General features: G+C 45.9%; 16 protein-coding genes. All 16 read right to left on the bottom strand.

The window, feature by feature from the left end:
• Positions 1-3: 3 nt before the first annotated feature.
• Positions 4-432, bottom strand: a complete 429-nt coding sequence (locus AWU77_RS14980) for a lipopolysaccharide assembly protein LapB (protein WP_062064937.1) — start codon at positions 430-432, stop codon at positions 4-6.
• A gap of 9 nt (positions 433-441) precedes the next feature.
• Positions 442-1,839 carry a GH-E family nuclease gene (locus AWU77_RS20175; protein ID WP_084618469.1) on the bottom strand — a complete coding sequence of 466 codons (1,398 nt, stop codon included), beginning with the start codon at positions 1,837-1,839 and terminating at the stop codon, positions 442-444.
• Positions 1,840-1,959: 120 nt separating this feature from the next.
• Positions 1,960-2,316 carry a DUF4150 domain-containing protein gene (locus tag AWU77_RS14970; RefSeq protein ID WP_062064935.1) on the bottom strand — a complete coding sequence of 119 codons (357 nt, stop codon included), beginning with the start codon at positions 2,314-2,316 and terminating at the stop codon, positions 1,960-1,962.
• Between the two features lie 2 nt (positions 2,317-2,318).
• The gene (locus AWU77_RS14965) at positions 2,319-3,611 is read right to left on the bottom strand and encodes a DUF2169 domain-containing protein (RefSeq protein WP_062064933.1); all 1,293 of its coding nucleotides are present in this window, start codon (positions 3,609-3,611) and stop codon (positions 2,319-2,321) included.
• A 23-nt stretch (positions 3,612-3,634) separates the two neighbouring features.
• Positions 3,635-5,746, bottom strand: coding sequence for a type VI secretion system Vgr family protein (locus AWU77_RS14960; protein ID WP_062064931.1), 2,112 nt, complete (start codon positions 5,744-5,746; stop codon positions 3,635-3,637).
• Positions 5,747-5,757: 11 nt separating this feature from the next.
• The gene (gene tssH / locus AWU77_RS14955; RefSeq protein WP_062064929.1) at positions 5,758-8,484 is read right to left on the bottom strand and encodes a type VI secretion system ATPase TssH; all 2,727 of its coding nucleotides are present in this window, start codon (positions 8,482-8,484) and stop codon (positions 5,758-5,760) included.
• A gap of 20 nt (positions 8,485-8,504) precedes the next feature.
• Positions 8,505-9,425: a hypothetical protein gene (locus AWU77_RS14950; protein ID WP_152625368.1), complete on the bottom strand. Its 921-nt coding sequence runs from the start codon at positions 9,423-9,425 to the stop codon at positions 8,505-8,507.
• 35 nt (positions 9,426-9,460) lie between these two features.
• Positions 9,461-10,510 carry a type VI secretion system baseplate subunit TssG gene (tssG, locus tag AWU77_RS14945; RefSeq protein ID WP_062064924.1) on the bottom strand — a complete coding sequence of 350 codons (1,050 nt, stop codon included), beginning with the start codon at positions 10,508-10,510 and terminating at the stop codon, positions 9,461-9,463.
• On the bottom strand, positions 10,507-12,378 hold the full coding sequence (gene tssF / locus AWU77_RS14940) for a type VI secretion system baseplate subunit TssF (RefSeq protein ID WP_062064922.1): 1,872 nt from the start codon (positions 12,376-12,378) through the stop codon (positions 10,507-10,509). Before tssF ends, tssG begins: the two co-directional genes overlap by 4 nt.
• Complete coding sequence (tssE, locus tag AWU77_RS14935) at positions 12,375-12,917, bottom strand: type VI secretion system baseplate subunit TssE (RefSeq protein ID WP_062064920.1); 543 nt, start codon at positions 12,915-12,917, stop codon at positions 12,375-12,377. Before tssE ends, tssF begins: the two co-directional genes overlap by 4 nt.
• Positions 12,914-13,723, bottom strand: coding sequence for a type VI secretion system accessory protein TagJ (locus AWU77_RS14930; protein ID WP_062064917.1), 810 nt, complete (start codon positions 13,721-13,723; stop codon positions 12,914-12,916). The genes tssE and AWU77_RS14930 overlap by 4 nt, the downstream gene beginning before the upstream one ends.
• Before the next feature lie 175 nt (positions 13,724-13,898).
• Entirely contained in the window at positions 13,899-14,396 is a 498-nt protein-coding gene (locus AWU77_RS14925) for a type VI secretion system tube protein Hcp (protein ID WP_062064915.1), read from the bottom strand.
• Between the two features lie 106 nt (positions 14,397-14,502).
• Complete coding sequence (gene tssC, locus AWU77_RS14920) at positions 14,503-15,996, bottom strand: type VI secretion system contractile sheath large subunit (protein WP_202966662.1); 1,494 nt, start codon at positions 15,994-15,996, stop codon at positions 14,503-14,505.
• Between the two features lie 26 nt (positions 15,997-16,022).
• Positions 16,023-16,550 carry a type VI secretion system contractile sheath small subunit gene (gene tssB, locus AWU77_RS14915; protein WP_062064913.1) on the bottom strand — a complete coding sequence of 176 codons (528 nt, stop codon included), beginning with the start codon at positions 16,548-16,550 and terminating at the stop codon, positions 16,023-16,025.
• 33 nt (positions 16,551-16,583) lie between these two features.
• Positions 16,584-17,600 carry an ImpA family type VI secretion system protein gene (locus tag AWU77_RS14910; RefSeq protein WP_062064911.1) on the bottom strand — a complete coding sequence of 339 codons (1,017 nt, stop codon included), beginning with the start codon at positions 17,598-17,600 and terminating at the stop codon, positions 16,584-16,586.
• A 27-nt stretch (positions 17,601-17,627) separates the two neighbouring features.
• Positions 17,628-18,041, bottom strand: coding sequence for a TssQ family T6SS-associated lipoprotein (locus AWU77_RS14905; RefSeq protein ID WP_062064908.1), 414 nt, complete (start codon positions 18,039-18,041; stop codon positions 17,628-17,630).
• Positions 18,042-18,061: the final 20 nt, after the last annotated feature.

Raw genomic sequence — 18,061 nt, 5'->3', positions numbered from 1 at the left:
TTATTATCCCTTTTTATTTTCCAGAAAGAATTTTAGGTATTTGGGGTCTTCTTCGCGAAAGCAGCGCCCTTTTGATATTGCGTTTGCCTCAGATAACCACTTAATCGCATTTTTTGTGTCTCCCATCTCATAGTAAGTTGTTCCCATCATAAAATAGGGGCCATCTTGATGACTTTTTACGGTTTTTGATGAAAACAACTCTTCTAGTAAGTTAATTGCTTTATCAAAAAGCTTACAGTCCCTATATGTTTCTGCAATGCTTAATACAAAGCTTTTACTTACATCCCAATCAAATTTTGGCTCGGGTATGTCTTCCCATGCGCTATTTGCGAGTAGAATAGCTTTTTCAAGATTTTCAGCCTTAAATTGTTTGTAGGATTCAATAAGAGTTTCGTCGATCTTGTCTCTTATAGATACATCTAAATTTTGCATATGTTTTCCTTATTTTAATGGGGGTAAATAGGTTTCTGTAAGTTTTGCACCAGCGGATCGATTTATTGAAAAATGATCTAGCGTATAGTTCTTCGAGTCAAGCATCCATTTGCGTACTTCGGGTGATTTGGCACCATATTGTCTACCTATTTTGTTCCACCAGCTGACAGCGTCAGTTGGATTGTGTGACATATCTGCATCTTTTAGCGGATACCACTCCCCGTCAGATGCTTTAAATTCAGGCCCTTTTTTTCCGTCTCTCAACTTTCCTTCTTTTCTCATTCTCTCCTGAACTTCTCGCCCTGTTTTTGAGTTCTTGCCCGGAGTTTTTCCAAGATACTTTCTACGAAGAGATTTAATTTTTTGTTTTATTTTTCCCCCATTTCCATTAGGTCCCTTGGGTTCAGGCGCCTTGCTAGCATCATCCACATGCGCGGCTTTGTTCACATCTCCGGCAGTGTTCGCCGCTTTGCTGGTGTTTGCAGCTGCGTCTGCTGTTTTAGCGGTGCGCATGCCTTTTGCAGCGGCAGCAGGCGCTTTTACCAGCGTTCCCAGCGGAATAAATATAGAGGCAAATGATCCACCTTTTTGTGCGTCATTGGTGAGTTCAAAAATATCACCAACTTGTCCGAACTCGCGAATACTGTTTGCTCTACTTGCCATGGCATTGGCGCTGGCAATATTACCTGCTTCGTAAGCATTCATCGCTTGGTAATCTAACAGTTTTGCGTAGTTGTTAAGGTTCAGTGGGCTTAAACCACCATTTTTAATACCTTCTACTGCGAGGTTGGCAATATCAGAGGGTAAATTCCCGATTCCCTTTGCTAGCCCTTTGCCGAATTCGCCTGGGTTTTCCCATGAGGCATTGGCGATGCGTTTGGTGCTGTCCCATGCTGATGCGGCGCCGTCTTTGGTGCGCTGCCACAGACTGCGGTCATCGTTTTTTTGATCGATAAGCGCTTGTAATTGTTCGTTGGGTTTATCGCTACTTTCTTGTGGTTCTTTTTCGGGGGGATTGGCGTACTCGGCGCGTTTACCGCTAGGTGCTGGCGTGAAGGTAATGGTGCCGATGGTGTTGCCCATTTTCTCTGGTGGCTGCGGCGGTAATTCGAGTGAGCGGCCTTGGCGTGAGTTTCGATAGGCTTCGTATTCTTCATGCGTTAATTCGGTATAGGCCATGCTGGTAGATTCACCTGTGGCCATATCGGTATGTACTTCATGGCGCAGGTTGCTAACGCCCATATAGTGCGCAGTTTCAGCAACGTCCATATTGGCAGGTGCTTCCCAAGCCATGGTTACCCCTTTGGGGTTATTCACAATGGTCATGTTGCCATGATGGGTGATCTGGCTACTGAGGGTGTTGACCTGTATCGGTTGTGTATTTACCGATGCGCTGCTTCCAGTCATGCGGTGATTTTCCTTTTCGACATTATGATTTCCGATATGAATTAAAACGCGCAATCACCGGCACAATAGCCAAGTCCCAGGCACAAGAGCCGGTAGTGGTGATGGCGCAAAACGAGTGCATTAGTGGTTCATCCAATACTTATCACCATGGCGTAGTATTCGCTGCTTTCCTGCGCGTACTGTGCTGCTGTGTTGGCTTTTTTTGTATGAACATTTAGCTCCGACTGTGCTGCTCTTTATGCCTTTTTGTACGCCAGCCTGATCGCCCAGAGTGCTTGGGATGTGTCCGCTGATAGTGAGTAATTCATCTCTATTAGCTCTTACATTTGTCACGGTTTTTACCGAGTCGCTAAGTTTGGCGATGATAGGGTAGGGGATGGGAACAATCGCGCTGCCTACAGGCGTTTTGCACACATCGGGCGCCATGCTGATAACCAACCATTGGCAATTTTTACGCGCAGTAATATCGTTCGACATAATTAGACTGCCTCACTCAATGTTGTGTTGGTTTGATGTGTGGTTGATTCATATTTCAGTAGCGGCGCCTGAGGATTAATTTCAAAACGTGCTTCCAGTTGTTTTATTGTGCTGTTTTGTTTGATGCGGCAGCGCCAGACCACTTCGAGCTGTTGTTTTTCTGTATCGAGTAGAACGGTGTCGATATTCGCTGCGAGTGGGATAGGTGTGTTGTCTTGTAAGCGCGCCATCACAAATGCTCTGTGCCCTGGCAATTGCATCTGCACATAACCTTGTGGTGCTAATTCAGGTGAAAATAAAAACCATGTTTCTAGTTGGCAGTCGGGGCGTGGCCACGCGCATTGTTGATCGAGTGGGGCTGCATTCCAGTAGTGCTCATCAAAATCCGTTGGTGATAATGGCCAGCGTTCTTGTTGCCATTGTTCATCGTAAGTGCCGGTGAGTGAAACGCGTGGTGCCCAACTGCGACCTACAGAGCCAAAACCTGCAGGGCGACAGGGATATTGTTTAGCGATATCTTGCATATCCTTTGCGTTGATAATGGTTTTGGGCTGTTGGATAAAAACAGGTTCGGTAATCGCTTCATTAGGATAAAAAAAGCAGGGGGCAGGAATAGTTTGTAATAAAGGCTGCGCGGCTTTTTGCGCTAATTTTTGGTGGCGTTTATCAACCCAGCCGCAGCCCACTGGATTGCTGAAACACGCCTCGTTGAGTAACCATTCTGGCTGATTAGGATCTTGCTGATATTTTGGGTTTGCAATTTTACTTGCGCCGCCGAATGCATAATCCCAGCGCAGCGGTATTTGCGTGGTATTTTTATCGCGCTTTAATGCCCAGCCAAAAAACGTTTTATGAAAATGTCCGGGCGCATAAATATAAAGTGTTTTATCAATTAGCGTTGTTGATGCAGAGTTTTGTTCCGAATTGTTGTTTGTATTTAGGTTGTTATTTTCGGAAGATATTTGTGTTAATCGTACACGTACTGGCCATTGGTCAGCTGGTTTTCCTTCTGGGGCATAGGTGTTGCCAGCGATTAATAAATCACAACGCGGTTTAAAAGGGGCTAGATCCGATTCCTGTTTTATGCTGCCTTGCGGGTCGTCATCCCAATGCTCATCGGCGAGAACCAGTGGCAGTGGCTCTTGCTCAATCAATTGCAATTCACCTTTCCCGGTGCTTGGGTCAATCACAATGCGATAACCCACCTTGGTCACCACTGTTGTGCAGTAGTGACCAGCGTTATCCAGCGATTGAAAAGCCATGCTGTGAAACGGCGTCAAATTTACAAACTGCATCAATCCAATTCCTTGTGATCGACCTAGTTCAGGTCGATATCCTTGCCTGTGATTTGCAATGGGCCGCTGGCTTCAAAAGTGATGTCGCTGCCGGTTAAGGTAATCTTGCCGTCGCTGTCCATTACTAACATGGATTTACCCACTTTGAGCGTGATGGATTTACCTGCTTCCAGCACCAAATTTTCTCCGGTGTTGAGTGTGGTATTTTTGCCGACTTGAATATTTTTGGTGTGGCCGACTTGTTCGGTATTACTCAAACCAACGATAGTATTCATCGCCGCGCCTACGTTTAAACTGTAGGCCGCTCCCACATTGTCCATACGTGCCAAGCCAACATTCTGCATGCTGGTTTTGGCGATGGTTTCTTTTTTGTGACCGCCTATATCGCATGATTGATTTTTGCCAATCGTGATGGTTTCGTTTTTGCCGACATCTTCGGTGCGATCAACGCCGATGCTAATCGTCTCGTTTTTATCCACGCGCTCTTTGCGGTTTTCATGTACGGTGATGGTTTCGTTGCCGTCTACTGTTTCGGTGCGGTGGCGTTTAACGTGCACGGTTTCATCGCGGTCGATTGTTTTATTGCGGTCGTTGCCGACCCAATGGGTTTCATCGTGTTCGACTTCTATGTCTTGATTGCGCTGTGCGTGAATCCAAATTTGTTCTGCGCCGATTTTGTCTTCAAAGCGAAACGCGTTGGCATCTTCCGCGGTGCCTTTGGGGGTTGAGCGGGTGAGAAAACCGGATTGGGTGGCGTTAGCAGGTAAGCCCCAGGGGTGCGGTTGCAAATTGTTGTACACGCGATTGGTGATGACCGGGCGGTCCGGGTCGCCGTTTAAATAATCCACCAATACTTCTTGGCCGATGCGCGGTATGTGTACGCCACCAAAACCGGAACCGGCCCAGGGGTGTGATACACGAATCCAGCAGGAGGAGTTTTCATCATTGTTGCCGTAGCGATCCCACTGAAATTGCACAATCACACGACCAAATTCATCGGTGTGAATTTCTTTGCCAGCGGGGCCGGTGATGACGGCAGTGTCTGGCCCTTGGCTGATGGGTTTTTGTGTTACCCGTGCAGGGCGAAAAGGTTGACTGCTCGGGTGCGCGTAGACACTGGTTTCCATCGCAAACGGTGTGGTGCCTGAATCGGCTTCATAGTCATTGGCTTGAAAAAAATAACTGCAAGCCAGAATTAAATATTCCCGATTGAGTTGTGCTTGGGTGTGATCTTTTAGGGTAAACGAGCGGCCGGGTGCAATACCGCGCGCAGAAGCTTGACCACTGGCGCGTTGATGGGGGCTGTGTAATTCATCCATGCGCACTTGTGCGTAACTATTACCTTCACCAGCTTCGTAGTAGCTGCCGGGATAATCAAAAATTTGAAAACTATTGTGCGCGTGCTCGCCCGGTTTTTGTTGTCGAGTATCGAGCAGGGCGCTAGCTTCTTTAAACGAATAATCGCGCGCGGCGTAATCGCCCGATGTCACTGCGCCAGCGGCATGCCACTCGCTAACAAAATCTTCATTGGGGTTGCCCTGTGCGGAACTGCGATAGGGCAGTGAGGCGCAACCGGGTGCGGGGCTGGCACTGCCAATGTCATCGGTCATCACCAATGCATGGGAACCGGCTTTGTGATCAAACCAAAACCAAATGCCTTCATGTTCTAACATCCGCATCACAAAGTTTGCATCTGTCTCGCGGTATTGCACACAATATTCCCAGGTGCGATAGCTGCGGGTTAAATCAAAACGAAATTCAAACGCGTAGGGCGCGAGTACTTCTTGCACCATGTCTTTGACGGTTTTGTGTTGGAAGATGCGATAGTCCTGCCTGCGTGTAGCGTACCAAAGCCAGGGTTGAATTACCGCGCTATAAGCGTAATGGCGCCCCGATTTTGCGGCGCTGGAAAACTGAGTGCATTGGCCGTTAATGTGGCGCACGCCGCCGCCGGGCAGACTAATCGCGACTGATATCGGCTGGCCGAGCAGATCGTTCGGGTTGATGTCTTTACGCGGGCTTTGCAAATTTAATGTGAGCGCAAAGAGCTGCGATACCGCCTCGGTACCCTTCATACTGACAAAGCGTAAATCGGTTGGCGGTAAAGGGCTGAGTAAATTGTAATTCCTTTGCATGATCGATTCCGTTATGCCTCTACTGCTGCGCTGGGCGCAATCTGAGTGATAGAAGGTTCAATGTTCGCGGGCGTAAAGTGAAAATTAAATTCATTCGCGTTAACATCCAAATGAATACTGGTGAGCGGCGTATTGTTCGCAAGGCGCCCCAAGAGTTCACGGCTAATTACTGGCAGTAAATGATGAGTAAGAATCGCATCGATCATTCGCCCGCCTGACTCCACATCGGTACAGCGTTGAATAATTAAATCCACCGCTGCTGTGGTGTAAGTGAAATTAATATGGTGTTGCTCTAATACTCGTTGCTGAATGCGCGCGAGTTGCAAGCGCACTATATCGGCGAGGGTGGTATGGCTTAGTGGGTAATAGGGAATTACCACCATGCGCCCCAAAAATGCCGGCGGAAATACTTGCAGTAGCGGTTCGCGCAAGGCACCGGCAAGCGCTTCTGGCTCCGGGCATAAATCAGGGTCGCGGGTGAGGCTGCTAATTAAATCAGTGCCTACATTAGAGGTGAGCAAAATGACGGTATTGCGGAAATCAATTGCGCGGCCTTCACCGTCTTCCATCCAGCCCTTATCAAATACTTGGAAAAATAATTCGTGCACATCGGGATGGGCTTTTTCAATTTCATCCAATAAAACCACTGAGTAGGGTTTGCGTCGCACGGCTTCGGTTAACACACCACCTTCGCCATAACCGACATAACCTGGCGGCGCACCTTTGAGTGTAGAAATACTGTGCGCTTCCTGAAATTCACTCATGTTAATGGTGATGAGATTTTGCTCGCCGCCATAAAGTGTTTCAGCAAGTGCCAATGCGGTTTCCGTTTTACCCACACCAGAAGGGCCAACCAGCATAAATACGCCGATAGGTTTATTGGGGTTATCTAAATGCGCGCGCGCGGTTTGAATGCGGCGGCTAATTAATTCCAATGCGTGGCGCTGGCCAATCACGCGTTGGTCGAGATTGTCGGCCAAGTGCAATACATTGGTAATTTCATTGCGCAACATGCGCCCGAGTGGAATGCCGGTCCAGTCGGCGACGACTGTAGCAACGGCGGCTTCATCCACGGCAAGTAATACCAGCGGTGATTCACCTTGAATATCGGCAAGTTGTGCAAGTAATGTTTGATGCTCCTTGCGTAGTGCAACGAGGTCAATATCGCTTTCGGTTTCTTCAGGCTGTTGATTCGCCGTAAACAATTGTTGGCGTAATTGTAATAATTGTTCGATGCAGGTTTTTTCTGCAACCCAGCGATCGCGTAATGTTTCTTCTTCGACGAGTGCTAAATCTAATTCTGTTTGGCAAGCTTTTTGTTGCTCGGGATCGGCCAAACCGTACACCGCTTCACGGTCGAGAATACCCGCTTGGGTGCGTAAATTAGCAATACGTTTTTGACAGTCTTCTAGCGCTGCTGGTGTTGCGTGCTGGCTAATGGCGACACGCGCACAGGCAGTGTCGAGCAGGCTGATGGCTTTGTCGGGTAACTGGCGCGCGGGAATATAGCGATGTGACAGCGTTACTGCAGCAGTGATGGCTTCATCGAGCAGAAGTATTTGGTGATGCTGCTCAAGGTTGGCAGTAATACCGCGCAACATCGCAATCGCTTTCTGCTCGTCTGGCTCACCTACTTGAACGGTTTGAAAACGGCGGGTGAGTGCAGGATCTTTTTCAATATATTTTTTGTATTCGCTCCAGGTTGTTGCGCCTATGGTGCGTAAGGTTCCGCGCGCGAGTGCGGGCTTTAATAAATTAGCGGCATCGCCTGTGCCGGCTGCGCCACCGGCACCAACTAGGGTATGAATTTCATCGATAAATAAAATAATCGGCGTGGCGCTAGTTTGTACTTCATCAATCGCTTGGCGCAGGCGTTGTTCAAATTCACCTTTCATACTGGCGCCTGCTTGCAGCAAGCCAATATCTAGTAACAACAAGCGCACGTCTTTGAGTTGTGGCGGTACATCGCCCTGCGCAAGGCGCAGCGCAAAACCTTCAGCAACGGCGGTTTTACCCACGCCAGCTTCGCCGGTGAGTAGCGGATTATTTTGGCGGCGACGCATTAATATATCGATGATCTGACGGATTTCTTCATCGCGACCGGTAACAGGATCTATCTCACCATTGCGTGCGCGCTCAGTTAAATCTACTGCAAAACGATTGAGCGCTTCCTGCTTTCCCAGGGCGCCGGGCGCCATAGCGCCGCTAAATTCACCGGGGTTGCCAACGGCCAACGAGTTGTCGCTAGCACTGAGTGTTTGCTCTGGTGACTCATTTAAAATACGAGTAAATTCCTCGGCAAGTTTTTCACTATCGAGCTTGGCAATAGTGGGTGAAATAGTAGTGAGTTTGCTGCGCAGCTCTGGTGTTTTTAATAGGCCTAATAATAAGCTGCCGCTCCGCACTTGCACTTCATTCAGCATAAGTGTGGCGTAAACCCACGCGCGCTCAACCGCCGATTCAATGCTAGGTGACAAATCACTAATGCTATTGGCGCCACGCGGCAATTGCTCTATAGCTAGCGTAATCTCGCTGGCAATTTGGCTGGCATCCAATTGGCAATGGCGCACAATGCGATGCATATCGCTATCGTCTAACTGCACTAATTGATGCAGCCAGTGAGCTAATTCCACATAGGGATTGCCGCGCAATTTGCAAAATACGGTTGCGCTTTCAATGGCTTTATACAAAACCGGATTTAATTTTCCAAACAGAGCGGTGCGGCTTATCTCGCGCATAAAAATTCCTTTTTGTTCAATTAATCTTGCATAAGAGGTGCGGTGGTTTTTTTACCATTACTTTTTTTTGATTTTTTGCGGGTTTTCTTTTTGGGCGGTTGTGATGCCAATGTACGTGCTTGATGCTCCTGGCTAGACAAGCGAGCGCCGGTGAAGTAATGACCTTTTCGATCTAACTCATCGGCAACTGGGGTAGATACTGCTGAGCTAAGCGTCCATAGCGGGCCTTCAGCATTTTTAGTGAGGGTGTATGAAATAGGTGCATTATTTTCCAGAGCGCGGTTTATACCATTACGATCCAGATTGTAAAGTAGTACTTCATAGCCACTAATATTGTTATTTGCATCCCATTGTGCGGGCACCACGCGGGCGTAATTTAATACAGATGAATTGGGTAGTCGACCAAGCACTCGCTCCCCTAAATGTGCTTCGGCAAAAACAGAGTAATAGTTGGTGATATAACGGCTTCGTCCCATATCAAATACATGCAAAAAGCGATAGCGATTCCAGTCTGTGGCAGAAAATAGACTTTCACCCTCACCAGATAAAATTAAATAGCGTGTTTGCGGTATGCTGATTTCGATTAAGCGCATAGTGTCAGGATTTAAATGCGGGAAATTGCCCCACGGGGTTTCATTGGCAGGATATTTCTTATGGCGATATTCGATTTCACCGACTTCGTAGGATTTGCGTAAATAGATGGGTGCATCTTTCACTTGTGGTTCGTGAAACAATATACCTTGTTCGGCTCGTGTATTTATACGGTCAGTTAATAGCGTGGTGGCGCTGCGCTCCATTTTCCACACGCCTTCAAATGCTTGAATAAGGTAGAGGTCAGGTTCGTTAGCGGCTTGTGTTGGTAAATGCAGACTAGCTAGTATCAGGCTTGCGAGGCCAAGATTATGTTTAATAAAGTTTACGTAGGATATTGTTTTAATCATGATAAAAGTCTTCAAGAGTGTTTTGATATTTAAGTTTAAAAAGAAAATTGATGCGTGTTTTCCGGGTCCGGCGTAAAGCTTACTTTGGTGGTTGTATATCTATTGTGGTTCGATACATTTCCAAGCCATGTGTTCCAGCCAAGATTTTTTCTATTGCCAAGCTGTAACCCAGTGTTACTGATGGTTTTTTTAAGGTTTAGCTGTAAATCCCAGCTAAATTCCTTGCTTGTGTAAGTGCGAACCCAATCGCGTAATTGTTGGTATTTAAGTGTGTTGGGAAGAAACTGTTCGTATTGATCCATGGTTAGCGAGTCAAAATGAATACGAAAATGATGTTGTTTGCTCATTACTTTTCGCCCAAGCACCGCATCAAACCCCAATTGGGTTCCTTTAAAGTTTCCTAGCTGCGTTTGTTCTTCCGCTGGCAAATTTAACCAACGTACAACAAATTCTTCTATGCGTACCCGTACTTTAAAAAAACTGGATAAAATATTTTTTAAGCCTTCTGCGGTACGCGCCTGTCGCAACAAATGCCCTGTGTTGTGCCAACGTGCGTGAGTTGGAATTGAATCTGTTGCTGTACTCTTTGGCAGGCTAGAGGCGCAGAGGCTGGAAATATAAGTGGTAAATTTTTCCTCTGCGCCATCCATATTGGTACAGGAGTTAGCATCGGCCCAAGCCCGGTAAAACAACATAATTAAACGATTGTGGAAAATATCGATAAAATCACTCAGGGCATAATCGCCATGATGCGCCATTCGCTCTTTGACGTATTCGGTAAATACTAGTGGCATAGCGCCATTTGCACCAAACAAGCCAAAGCTATGTATGGCTAGTTTTGGCTTTCTACCATTGGAGTATTGATAGAGTTTAGCGATGGTGGAGCTCGGAAAAATGGATGATGGTTCTTGACCAAATTGCAATTTTTCATCGCGATATTTATTGGCAAAGCCCCATTTAGTTGTAGTGCTGTCGCTTGCTTCCAAGCGGCGCATCAGTGCAAATAGATCCATTGAATAGGGCGCTGCCGCTAACTCGCTCAGTAATACGTCTGTTGTGCTCGGTGATTGTGCGAGGTTCGTCATAGATTGCCTCGTTCGCCAAATCGGGTTGGCCAGTGACCAATCAAACCACGTTGAGCGCTGACTAATTGCATTTCAGTAAACGAATTAATACTTGCATGACGAGCGAGATAGCGTTCTAACACTGCACCAAAAACATACGGGCTGGCGCCTGCAAACGGAATCTCATCCACTTCGATTTTAATACTTGTGCCCCTACCAAAAATTAATGGCCCTTTGCCCGGCATGCGGCGGGTAATAGGTTGCATTGCACATTTTATCAATGCACTGCTATAGCGCCCCAATGCTGCATCGCCGAGTGCAGTATACAAACCCAATAATTCACGCAAGGTTTTTGCATTTTGCTCTGGGTCGGGCTGCGCCAAACTTTGATAAGAGAGATTCAAGTGGCTGATAAAACGCCAATGCATATGACCTTCGTCAACCGCCGCCACCGGCCTGGTCGGCCCGCTAATAATACGTACACCCTCCACTGGCAGTGATGATACGGGGCGTAAGTCTTGCTCTGATCCAGTCGGGATTAATAGCGGTAAGTCGCGATTAGTAGCCAGTATATCGGCACCTAACTGCCGCAGTTTTCTATCAAAAGGTGCATCCTGTTGATCGACGAGCGAAATAAATACTTCTGCGCCTTGATAGGTTGAACGAGCCCCATTTTGTAAAATATCTTCCGAAGCAACTCTCGGTTCGCGACGAATAGAAAAATAGGCACCGTGATTGCTGCGATCATCAGCATGTGTTGCATAAAACGGGCGAAATTGACGCTGTATGCGATGATCGCGATCAAAACCCTCTGCCGCACTCACGCTGTACACTTCGTAGTCGAGTGGGCGACTTTTATCCGGCACCAGATGAAATTCATTGCGGCCATCTGACAGTGGCAAACGATCCGCTCGCATGGAAATCAGATTTATTGCGGGTGTGCAGAATAATGCAAACTGAGTGCTGTCAACTAATTTTTCATAATCGGCGGTAGATTTGTCCAATAGTATGGCGACTTCAAATTCGCGGCATTTAGGTTTGGACGATAAAAACCGTTTGATACCTTGCAGAGCAAAAAAGTGAAAACGACCGGGCAGGGAAAAGTATTCATGCAATAAGCGATATCCTTGAAAGCTTTGATTTTCGTAAGGTAATAATGCATCGCTTTCGCTAAACCCCACGGTTTCTATTGCATTAGCTTCAAAATGCCAACCTTTATCTTCACTGCCGCTGACTGCTCGTAGAGCAATCCCTACATTATGCGCCATGATAATTTCGTAAAGACGTGAAGCTAATTGTAAGTCGCCACTTAAATGAATCGGTATTTTATCATTGCTCAACTCACCAAATTCCAGTGGTATGCTCAGTGAAAAGCGTAAATGTAAACAAGACACTGGGGCAGGTTTTGTAGGTGCATAAAGATGTTTGAGTTCGCTGCTCACTGCATGAAATTTAGCATTAGTTAATTTAAGTGGGAGTAGCTCTACATTGTGTGCGGTCCGAAACTCACAATAGCTCGCTCCGGGAATAGGATGAGAGCGCAGGCGCGTTCCTTTGGGGGCAAGGTAGGTGCTGCGCTGGGTCCGCACTAATTCACCAGGGGTGAACTGCACAATACACATTGAAGGCGTTGGCGCCAGGTAGTTAGGGTAGGTCACTTCAATCAGGCGCTGAATAAAACGCGGAAATTCCGCATCCATTTTTAACTTAATACGTGCGGTTAAAAAGCTAAACCCCTCAAGTAAACGCTCTACATAAGGATCGGCAACTTCTGACTCATTCAGCGCTAAACGCCCGGCAATTTTAGGGTAATGTGCAGCAAATTGTGTACCTGCTTCCCGCAGATAGGCTAGCTCGCTGTTGTAGTATTCCAGCATTTTCTGAATCATAGTGATGAGTCCAGAATATCAGTGAGTTGGACTAATCCAATTTCCAAATCAATATGGCTGCGCAGCAAGAACTCGAGGGGGTATGGCTCAGCCCACAGCTGCCCTTTTATTTCTAGAGAAAGTTGATTGCGCGCGGCATAACCATCATCCATTGGCAACGCTTTTACGAACAAGCTTTTTGGGATTATACGTGGCTCATATGTTAGCAATGTTTGGGTAATGGAATGAGCAATCATCTTGCGGTCATCATCTACCAAATATTGCCCTGATAAAGCAGCGACACCAAAATTTAATACAGAGTTTTTAGCATAATTTAGCTCATCAAACGGAAGTGCTGAATCTGCATTAGTGGTATTCAACAACCATGAAATATCACGTAATACACTTGCACGATAATCGCGCTTACTCATTCCCTGTACGCTGACAGCTTCACGCTTATTAATTGGCTGATGATCGGTTAGACGATCTAATAAGCTTGGCGTTAGCCGATTGCTGCGTGCTATACGATTAGTAGTGGTGGGTGGTTGCTGCACTGTCATTCACTCATCACTATTTGGGTGAGGGTTCGTACGGCAAGCAGCGGATATTCTCCGTGATTGGTCACTAGTATTTTTTGTCCTAATCCTGCCCAGCTGTGTTCATCAATTGCTGCCCATTCGGTCAGGCTGGCTAAACTAAGTTGATCGTTGGCCTGCGCATAGCTCAATGGATAACGGCTTGGCAAAAAACCGAAATGGCGGGAGAAATCGGTCAGTGTGATGGTGGCCGGGATCCATACAAGATCGCGTAAATCTTGCGGTGCTTCAATGGTAATTTGATGTATTTTATTGAAAGGAATCCAAAAGTATTGTCCGTTGATAAATACTTCACATACTGGCCCAAGACGCGAGTCACCATCGGCAATCCAAGCAGCAGCTGATCCATCAATGGTAAATGCGCATGCCGGTGCATCATTAAATGCCTGCTGCAAAAATTTTTCGGCCGCATCCAGTTGATGGTGCGCACGCGCAACGAGTGATTCTGCTAACAAAATTTCCCAGTCATCCGGGCTAGAAATATGTTGAGGGTTGACCAACCCTTGAAAAACCTGTTCTCTGGCAGTTTCGGCTTGAATCAGGGCACGATAGCTCTGTGCCATAGCAGCAGCTTTGGTATCAAGCTGCGCTGCTGTTTGTAATTGTTGTAATGCTTTATTCCACTGCCCATTTACCATTAATAATTGAGCCAAATGAATTCGATATTCAACTTTGCCAGGATGGTTGCGAATATCTGCATACAATTGTTCAATTTGCACTGCGATTGCTATGTCATGTGAGTGAGTTTTTTTGACTGCTGTTGCTTGCATTCCGTTATTCCTTGGCTTTTTCTGATAGATTTTTAATGCTTATTAATGTTCATCTTTCTAATTCTAAAAAGTCGTTGGCCCGTTTTTTCACAGTATTTTCAAGTGCTATGTTGTGACAGCAGTCAATGTAATATCAAAAAAACAGTTGCCTGCGAACAGGCAACTGACAGGCAAATTAAGCGGCCTTGTTTTGTTTTACATCCCAGGCGCCGGTAACTGCTGCGCCCATAGAGCCGTTGGCATTTTGTTCTTTTACTTCCACTTTGATTGTGGAATAAGAGAGACCAACTTCTTCCATTACACGTGGGCTGCTTGAGTCGCCAGTAGGGCGAACGTGAGTGATTAGCACGTCAGTCATTACAACTTTCATGTACTCTTGTTGACCATCACCTACTTTGCAGCAAGACAGTTCCACGCTTGGAACGTGTTTACCGCTAGCGCAGTATTTCATTAGGTTAGGTGTGGATTTATCAATGTAGTGAGTAAATACCAGTTCACTAAAGTGAGCCTTACCAACACCGCCACCACCGCCTGTATTGGCGGAAGAGGATTGAGATACTGCGTAGCCCCAATTTAAAACGTCAATCTGGCCCGCGTGTTTGGAATCTTTTGATTCGCCAGCAATGCCTTCAATTTTGATAAAAAAATCCTGTAGGGATTCATGTGCAGACATAGTCATTCTTCCTTAGTTAATACAACATCATAAATACATACCACCTTACATGGTGATACCTGGTTTATTAAGATCCCGCCATATTTCAACAGCAGGATCTTAATATTTATTGACCGCCCGATTTTACCGATGGCAATTTAGATACCAGTCGTAATGAAACGGTCAGTCCCTCCAATTGATAGTGAGGGCGCAAGAAAAATTTTGATGTGTAGTGGCCTGGATTTCCTTCCACTTCTTCTACGTATACTTCCGCAGCTGCTAACGGTTTTAATGCTTTAGTTTGTTGTGATGAGTTGGCAGGATCGCCATCTACATAATTCATGATCCAATCATTCAGCCAACGCTCCATATCTTCACGTTCTTTGAATGATCCTATTTTGTCGCGCACTATGCATTTTAAGTAATGTGCGAATCTGCAGCAGGCAAACAAATAGGGCAGGCGAGCGGCTAGGTTGGCATTTGCTGTTGCATCAGGGTCAAAAAATTCACCGGGTTTTTGTAATGATTGGGCGCCAATAAATGCAGCCACATCAGTGTTTTTGCGATGAATTAATGGCATGAATCCATTTTTTGCTAATTCCGCTTCACGGCGATCGGAAATGGCAATTTCGGTTGGGCATTTCATATCAATGCCGCCGTCATCTGTTGGGAAAGTGTGTGTGGGTAAATTAGGGACTGCGCCACCCGATTCAACACCTCTGATTGACGTGCACCAACCGTATTGCTTAAACGAGTTATTGATATTTACCGCCATTGCATAAGCAGAGTTTGCCCAGCAGTAGCGTGAGTGATCTGCGCCATCAATGCTTTCTTCAAAATCAAATTCATCAACAGGATTGGTTTTTGCACCATAAGGTGTGCGCGCCAAAAAGCGCGGCATACTAAGCCCCAAATAGCGCGAATCGTCTGACTCACGCAGGCTGCGCCATGCGGCGTATTCGGTATTTTCAAAAATCTTGGTCAGATCACGTGGATTAGCTAGTTCCTGCCATGATTCCATTTGCATTACCGCTGGGTCAGCGGCAGAGATGAATGGGCAGTGGGCGGCAGCCGATATTTTTGCCATTTCACCGAGTAATTCAACATCGGGTGGCGAATGATCAAAAGTGTAATCGCCTACTACACAGCCGTAAGGTGATCCGCCGAGTTGATCGTATTCTTGTTCATAGATTTTTTTGAAAATAGGGCTTTGATCCCAGCCTACGCCTTTATGGCGACGCAGAGTGCGATGAAGCTCCTGTTTGGTAATAGGCATGAAACGAATTTTTAACATTTCATCCGTCTCGGTATTGTTGACTAAATAATGCAGCCCACGCCAAGCGCTTTCTAGTTTAAGAAAGTCGGGGTGATGAATTACAGTATTGATTTGCTCAGATAGGCGCATGTCTATTTCAGCAATGATAGATTCAATGGCTTTGTATGCGTCACTATTAATAGTGCCCGACATCGATAGAGCTTGTTGAGCTAATGTTTGCACAGCAAATTGCACTGCTGATTTAGCTTCATCGGTCTTTGGCTTAAATTCTTTTTGTAATAGGCTGGAAAAATCGCTGAAATTAACTTGCGACTCCTGAGTTCTGATAGCTTCGCTCATTTCCATGGGGATGCTCCTGTCGGTGGCCTGGATTACACTGCGTCAGCAGCTTCTGATGTTTCGGTAGTGTTGCTTGGCAGAGCCAGGCTTTTTAGCAGAGTTGGGTCTTGTAAAACTTTACTAATCAGTTCCTCTGCGCCCGTTTTTCCATCCATATAGGTCAGTAAATTATTTAACTGGGTGCGAGCCTCAAGTAGTTGTGCAAGTGGTGCAATATTTTTTGCAATTGCAGATGGAGAAAAATCGTCCATGCTGTTAAATGTTAAATCTACTGTCAGCTCACCTTCGCCCGTCAATGTGTTGTCTACGCGGAATGCCGCGCGTGGTTTAAGTGCCTTCATTCGATCATCAAAATTGCTGACATCAATTTCAAGAAATTTACGGTCTGCAATTGCCGGCATTTCTTCCTTTTGTTTGCCTGCGAGATCAGACATTACGCCCATGATGAATGGAATTTGAACCTTTTTTTCGGCGCCGTAAATTTCTACATCGTATTCAATCTGCACACGTGGTGCACGATTGCGTGCGATAAACTTCTGACTGCTTTGACTGTTGCTCATGGTAGCTCCCCTGCAATGCGCAGATGTTGGTTGTTAAAGTTGTGTTCCGGTAACTTGTTCTGCCTGAGCTATAGCATCGGGTGCCAGCTGGCTAAGAATAGTAAAAAAGTCCTGTCCAATCATGTTGCGTGCGCGTTTAATCAGCAGAGGAGCAGGGTTTGATGGATCATTTTTCTCAAGAAACTCGCAGACTTTGTCGAGTGTTTTTATTGCATCAGTACGAGATTTTATCTGGCCTGATATGGCGCTTAACTCTTGTTGATTGATTGATAAATTTAGGGATACAGGATCCTCATCTATCGGTTGTACTTCGATAGGGCTATCACTGTAGTGAATTGGATTGGCTTGGCTCAGTAGGTTCTTCAAGTGTCCAAAGTCAGGTGCTTGATCGCTTCCAAATAACAACGAAAGCTGCTGTTCTAGTGCGACAACTTGAGTGTGTAATTCTTTTATTGCTAGTAATTCACTGTTATCTGCTAGAGCTTCATTTTGCAATATTTGTAATAGTTGTTCGCGTGTATAGTCTTCGTTATCGACTCTTCCACTAAGAATTTTTTCTATTCGGCCGATTGACAGTTTTCCACTTGCTCCTAGTTTAATTTCGCTTGCGCGTAAATCACCTAACAAGCCTGTATTGGAGTTGAGCTCTGCAATGGCATTTGCGCGAGGGAAGAAATCTGCTTCTCCATCATAGACGGTGGAGGGAAAACATTCATTCCAGCAGTGCTCCGTAAGCAAGCGAATTGCATCAATACCTTTAAGTGTTCCTCGAACACCATACTTATGTGTTAGTGCGCGAGTAATAATGCAACACAACCGATAGTCTCTACTTTTATTGAGTAATTCGCATGCCTTGGTTAGTGTTTTAGACCAATCAATAGGTGTAGCAGGAATGATAGTATCGCCATATTGCTGTTCAGCTTTTACGGCTACCATGTTTTCCAGTTCTAGAAAATCCGGATCGTAATCAATTTCTATGCCGCGATGTTCGCTGTGAAGTAATTTGCTTTCAAGCGCGTCAAAAGAAAAATCAATATTGCTGTAATCCATTTGTTTGTCCTTTAAGCACGATATTAATTAGTTTCCTTTCAAACCGCTTTGAGCCACAACAAATTCTGGGCCCCATAGAGGATGAGTGCTTTCAGCCGGTGTCAGTTCAAAAGTTGGATTTAATTGCAGTGCTTTATAGAAAGAATGGCGGCAGAGTGTTACTCGATCAGTAACGCAATAGATAAAAGCTAAATATTTTAGTGATTCAATCTGCAGTTCCTTCTCGCCATGCCAAATGCTCGGGTCAAGGAATGAACGTTCCGCTGCGCCATATTCGCCATTTTGAAAGCTGGATTTTCCCGCTTGTACTTTTATCTGCGACGGGGTGAGCTCTACAGGCTTCTGTGGTGTAGTGTTGCAGCCACATATTAATAGGCTTGATATTGTGATAATGGCGAATAAATTATTTTTTAAACATGTAGTTAACTGCATTGCTTTCATGGCTTCCGTATCTTGATAAA

This window comes from Cellvibrio sp. OA-2007 (genome assembly GCF_000953825.1).
GTDB lineage: Bacteria > Pseudomonadota > Gammaproteobacteria > Pseudomonadales > Cellvibrionaceae > Cellvibrio.
This window is presented reverse-complemented; position numbering and strand designations above follow the sequence as displayed.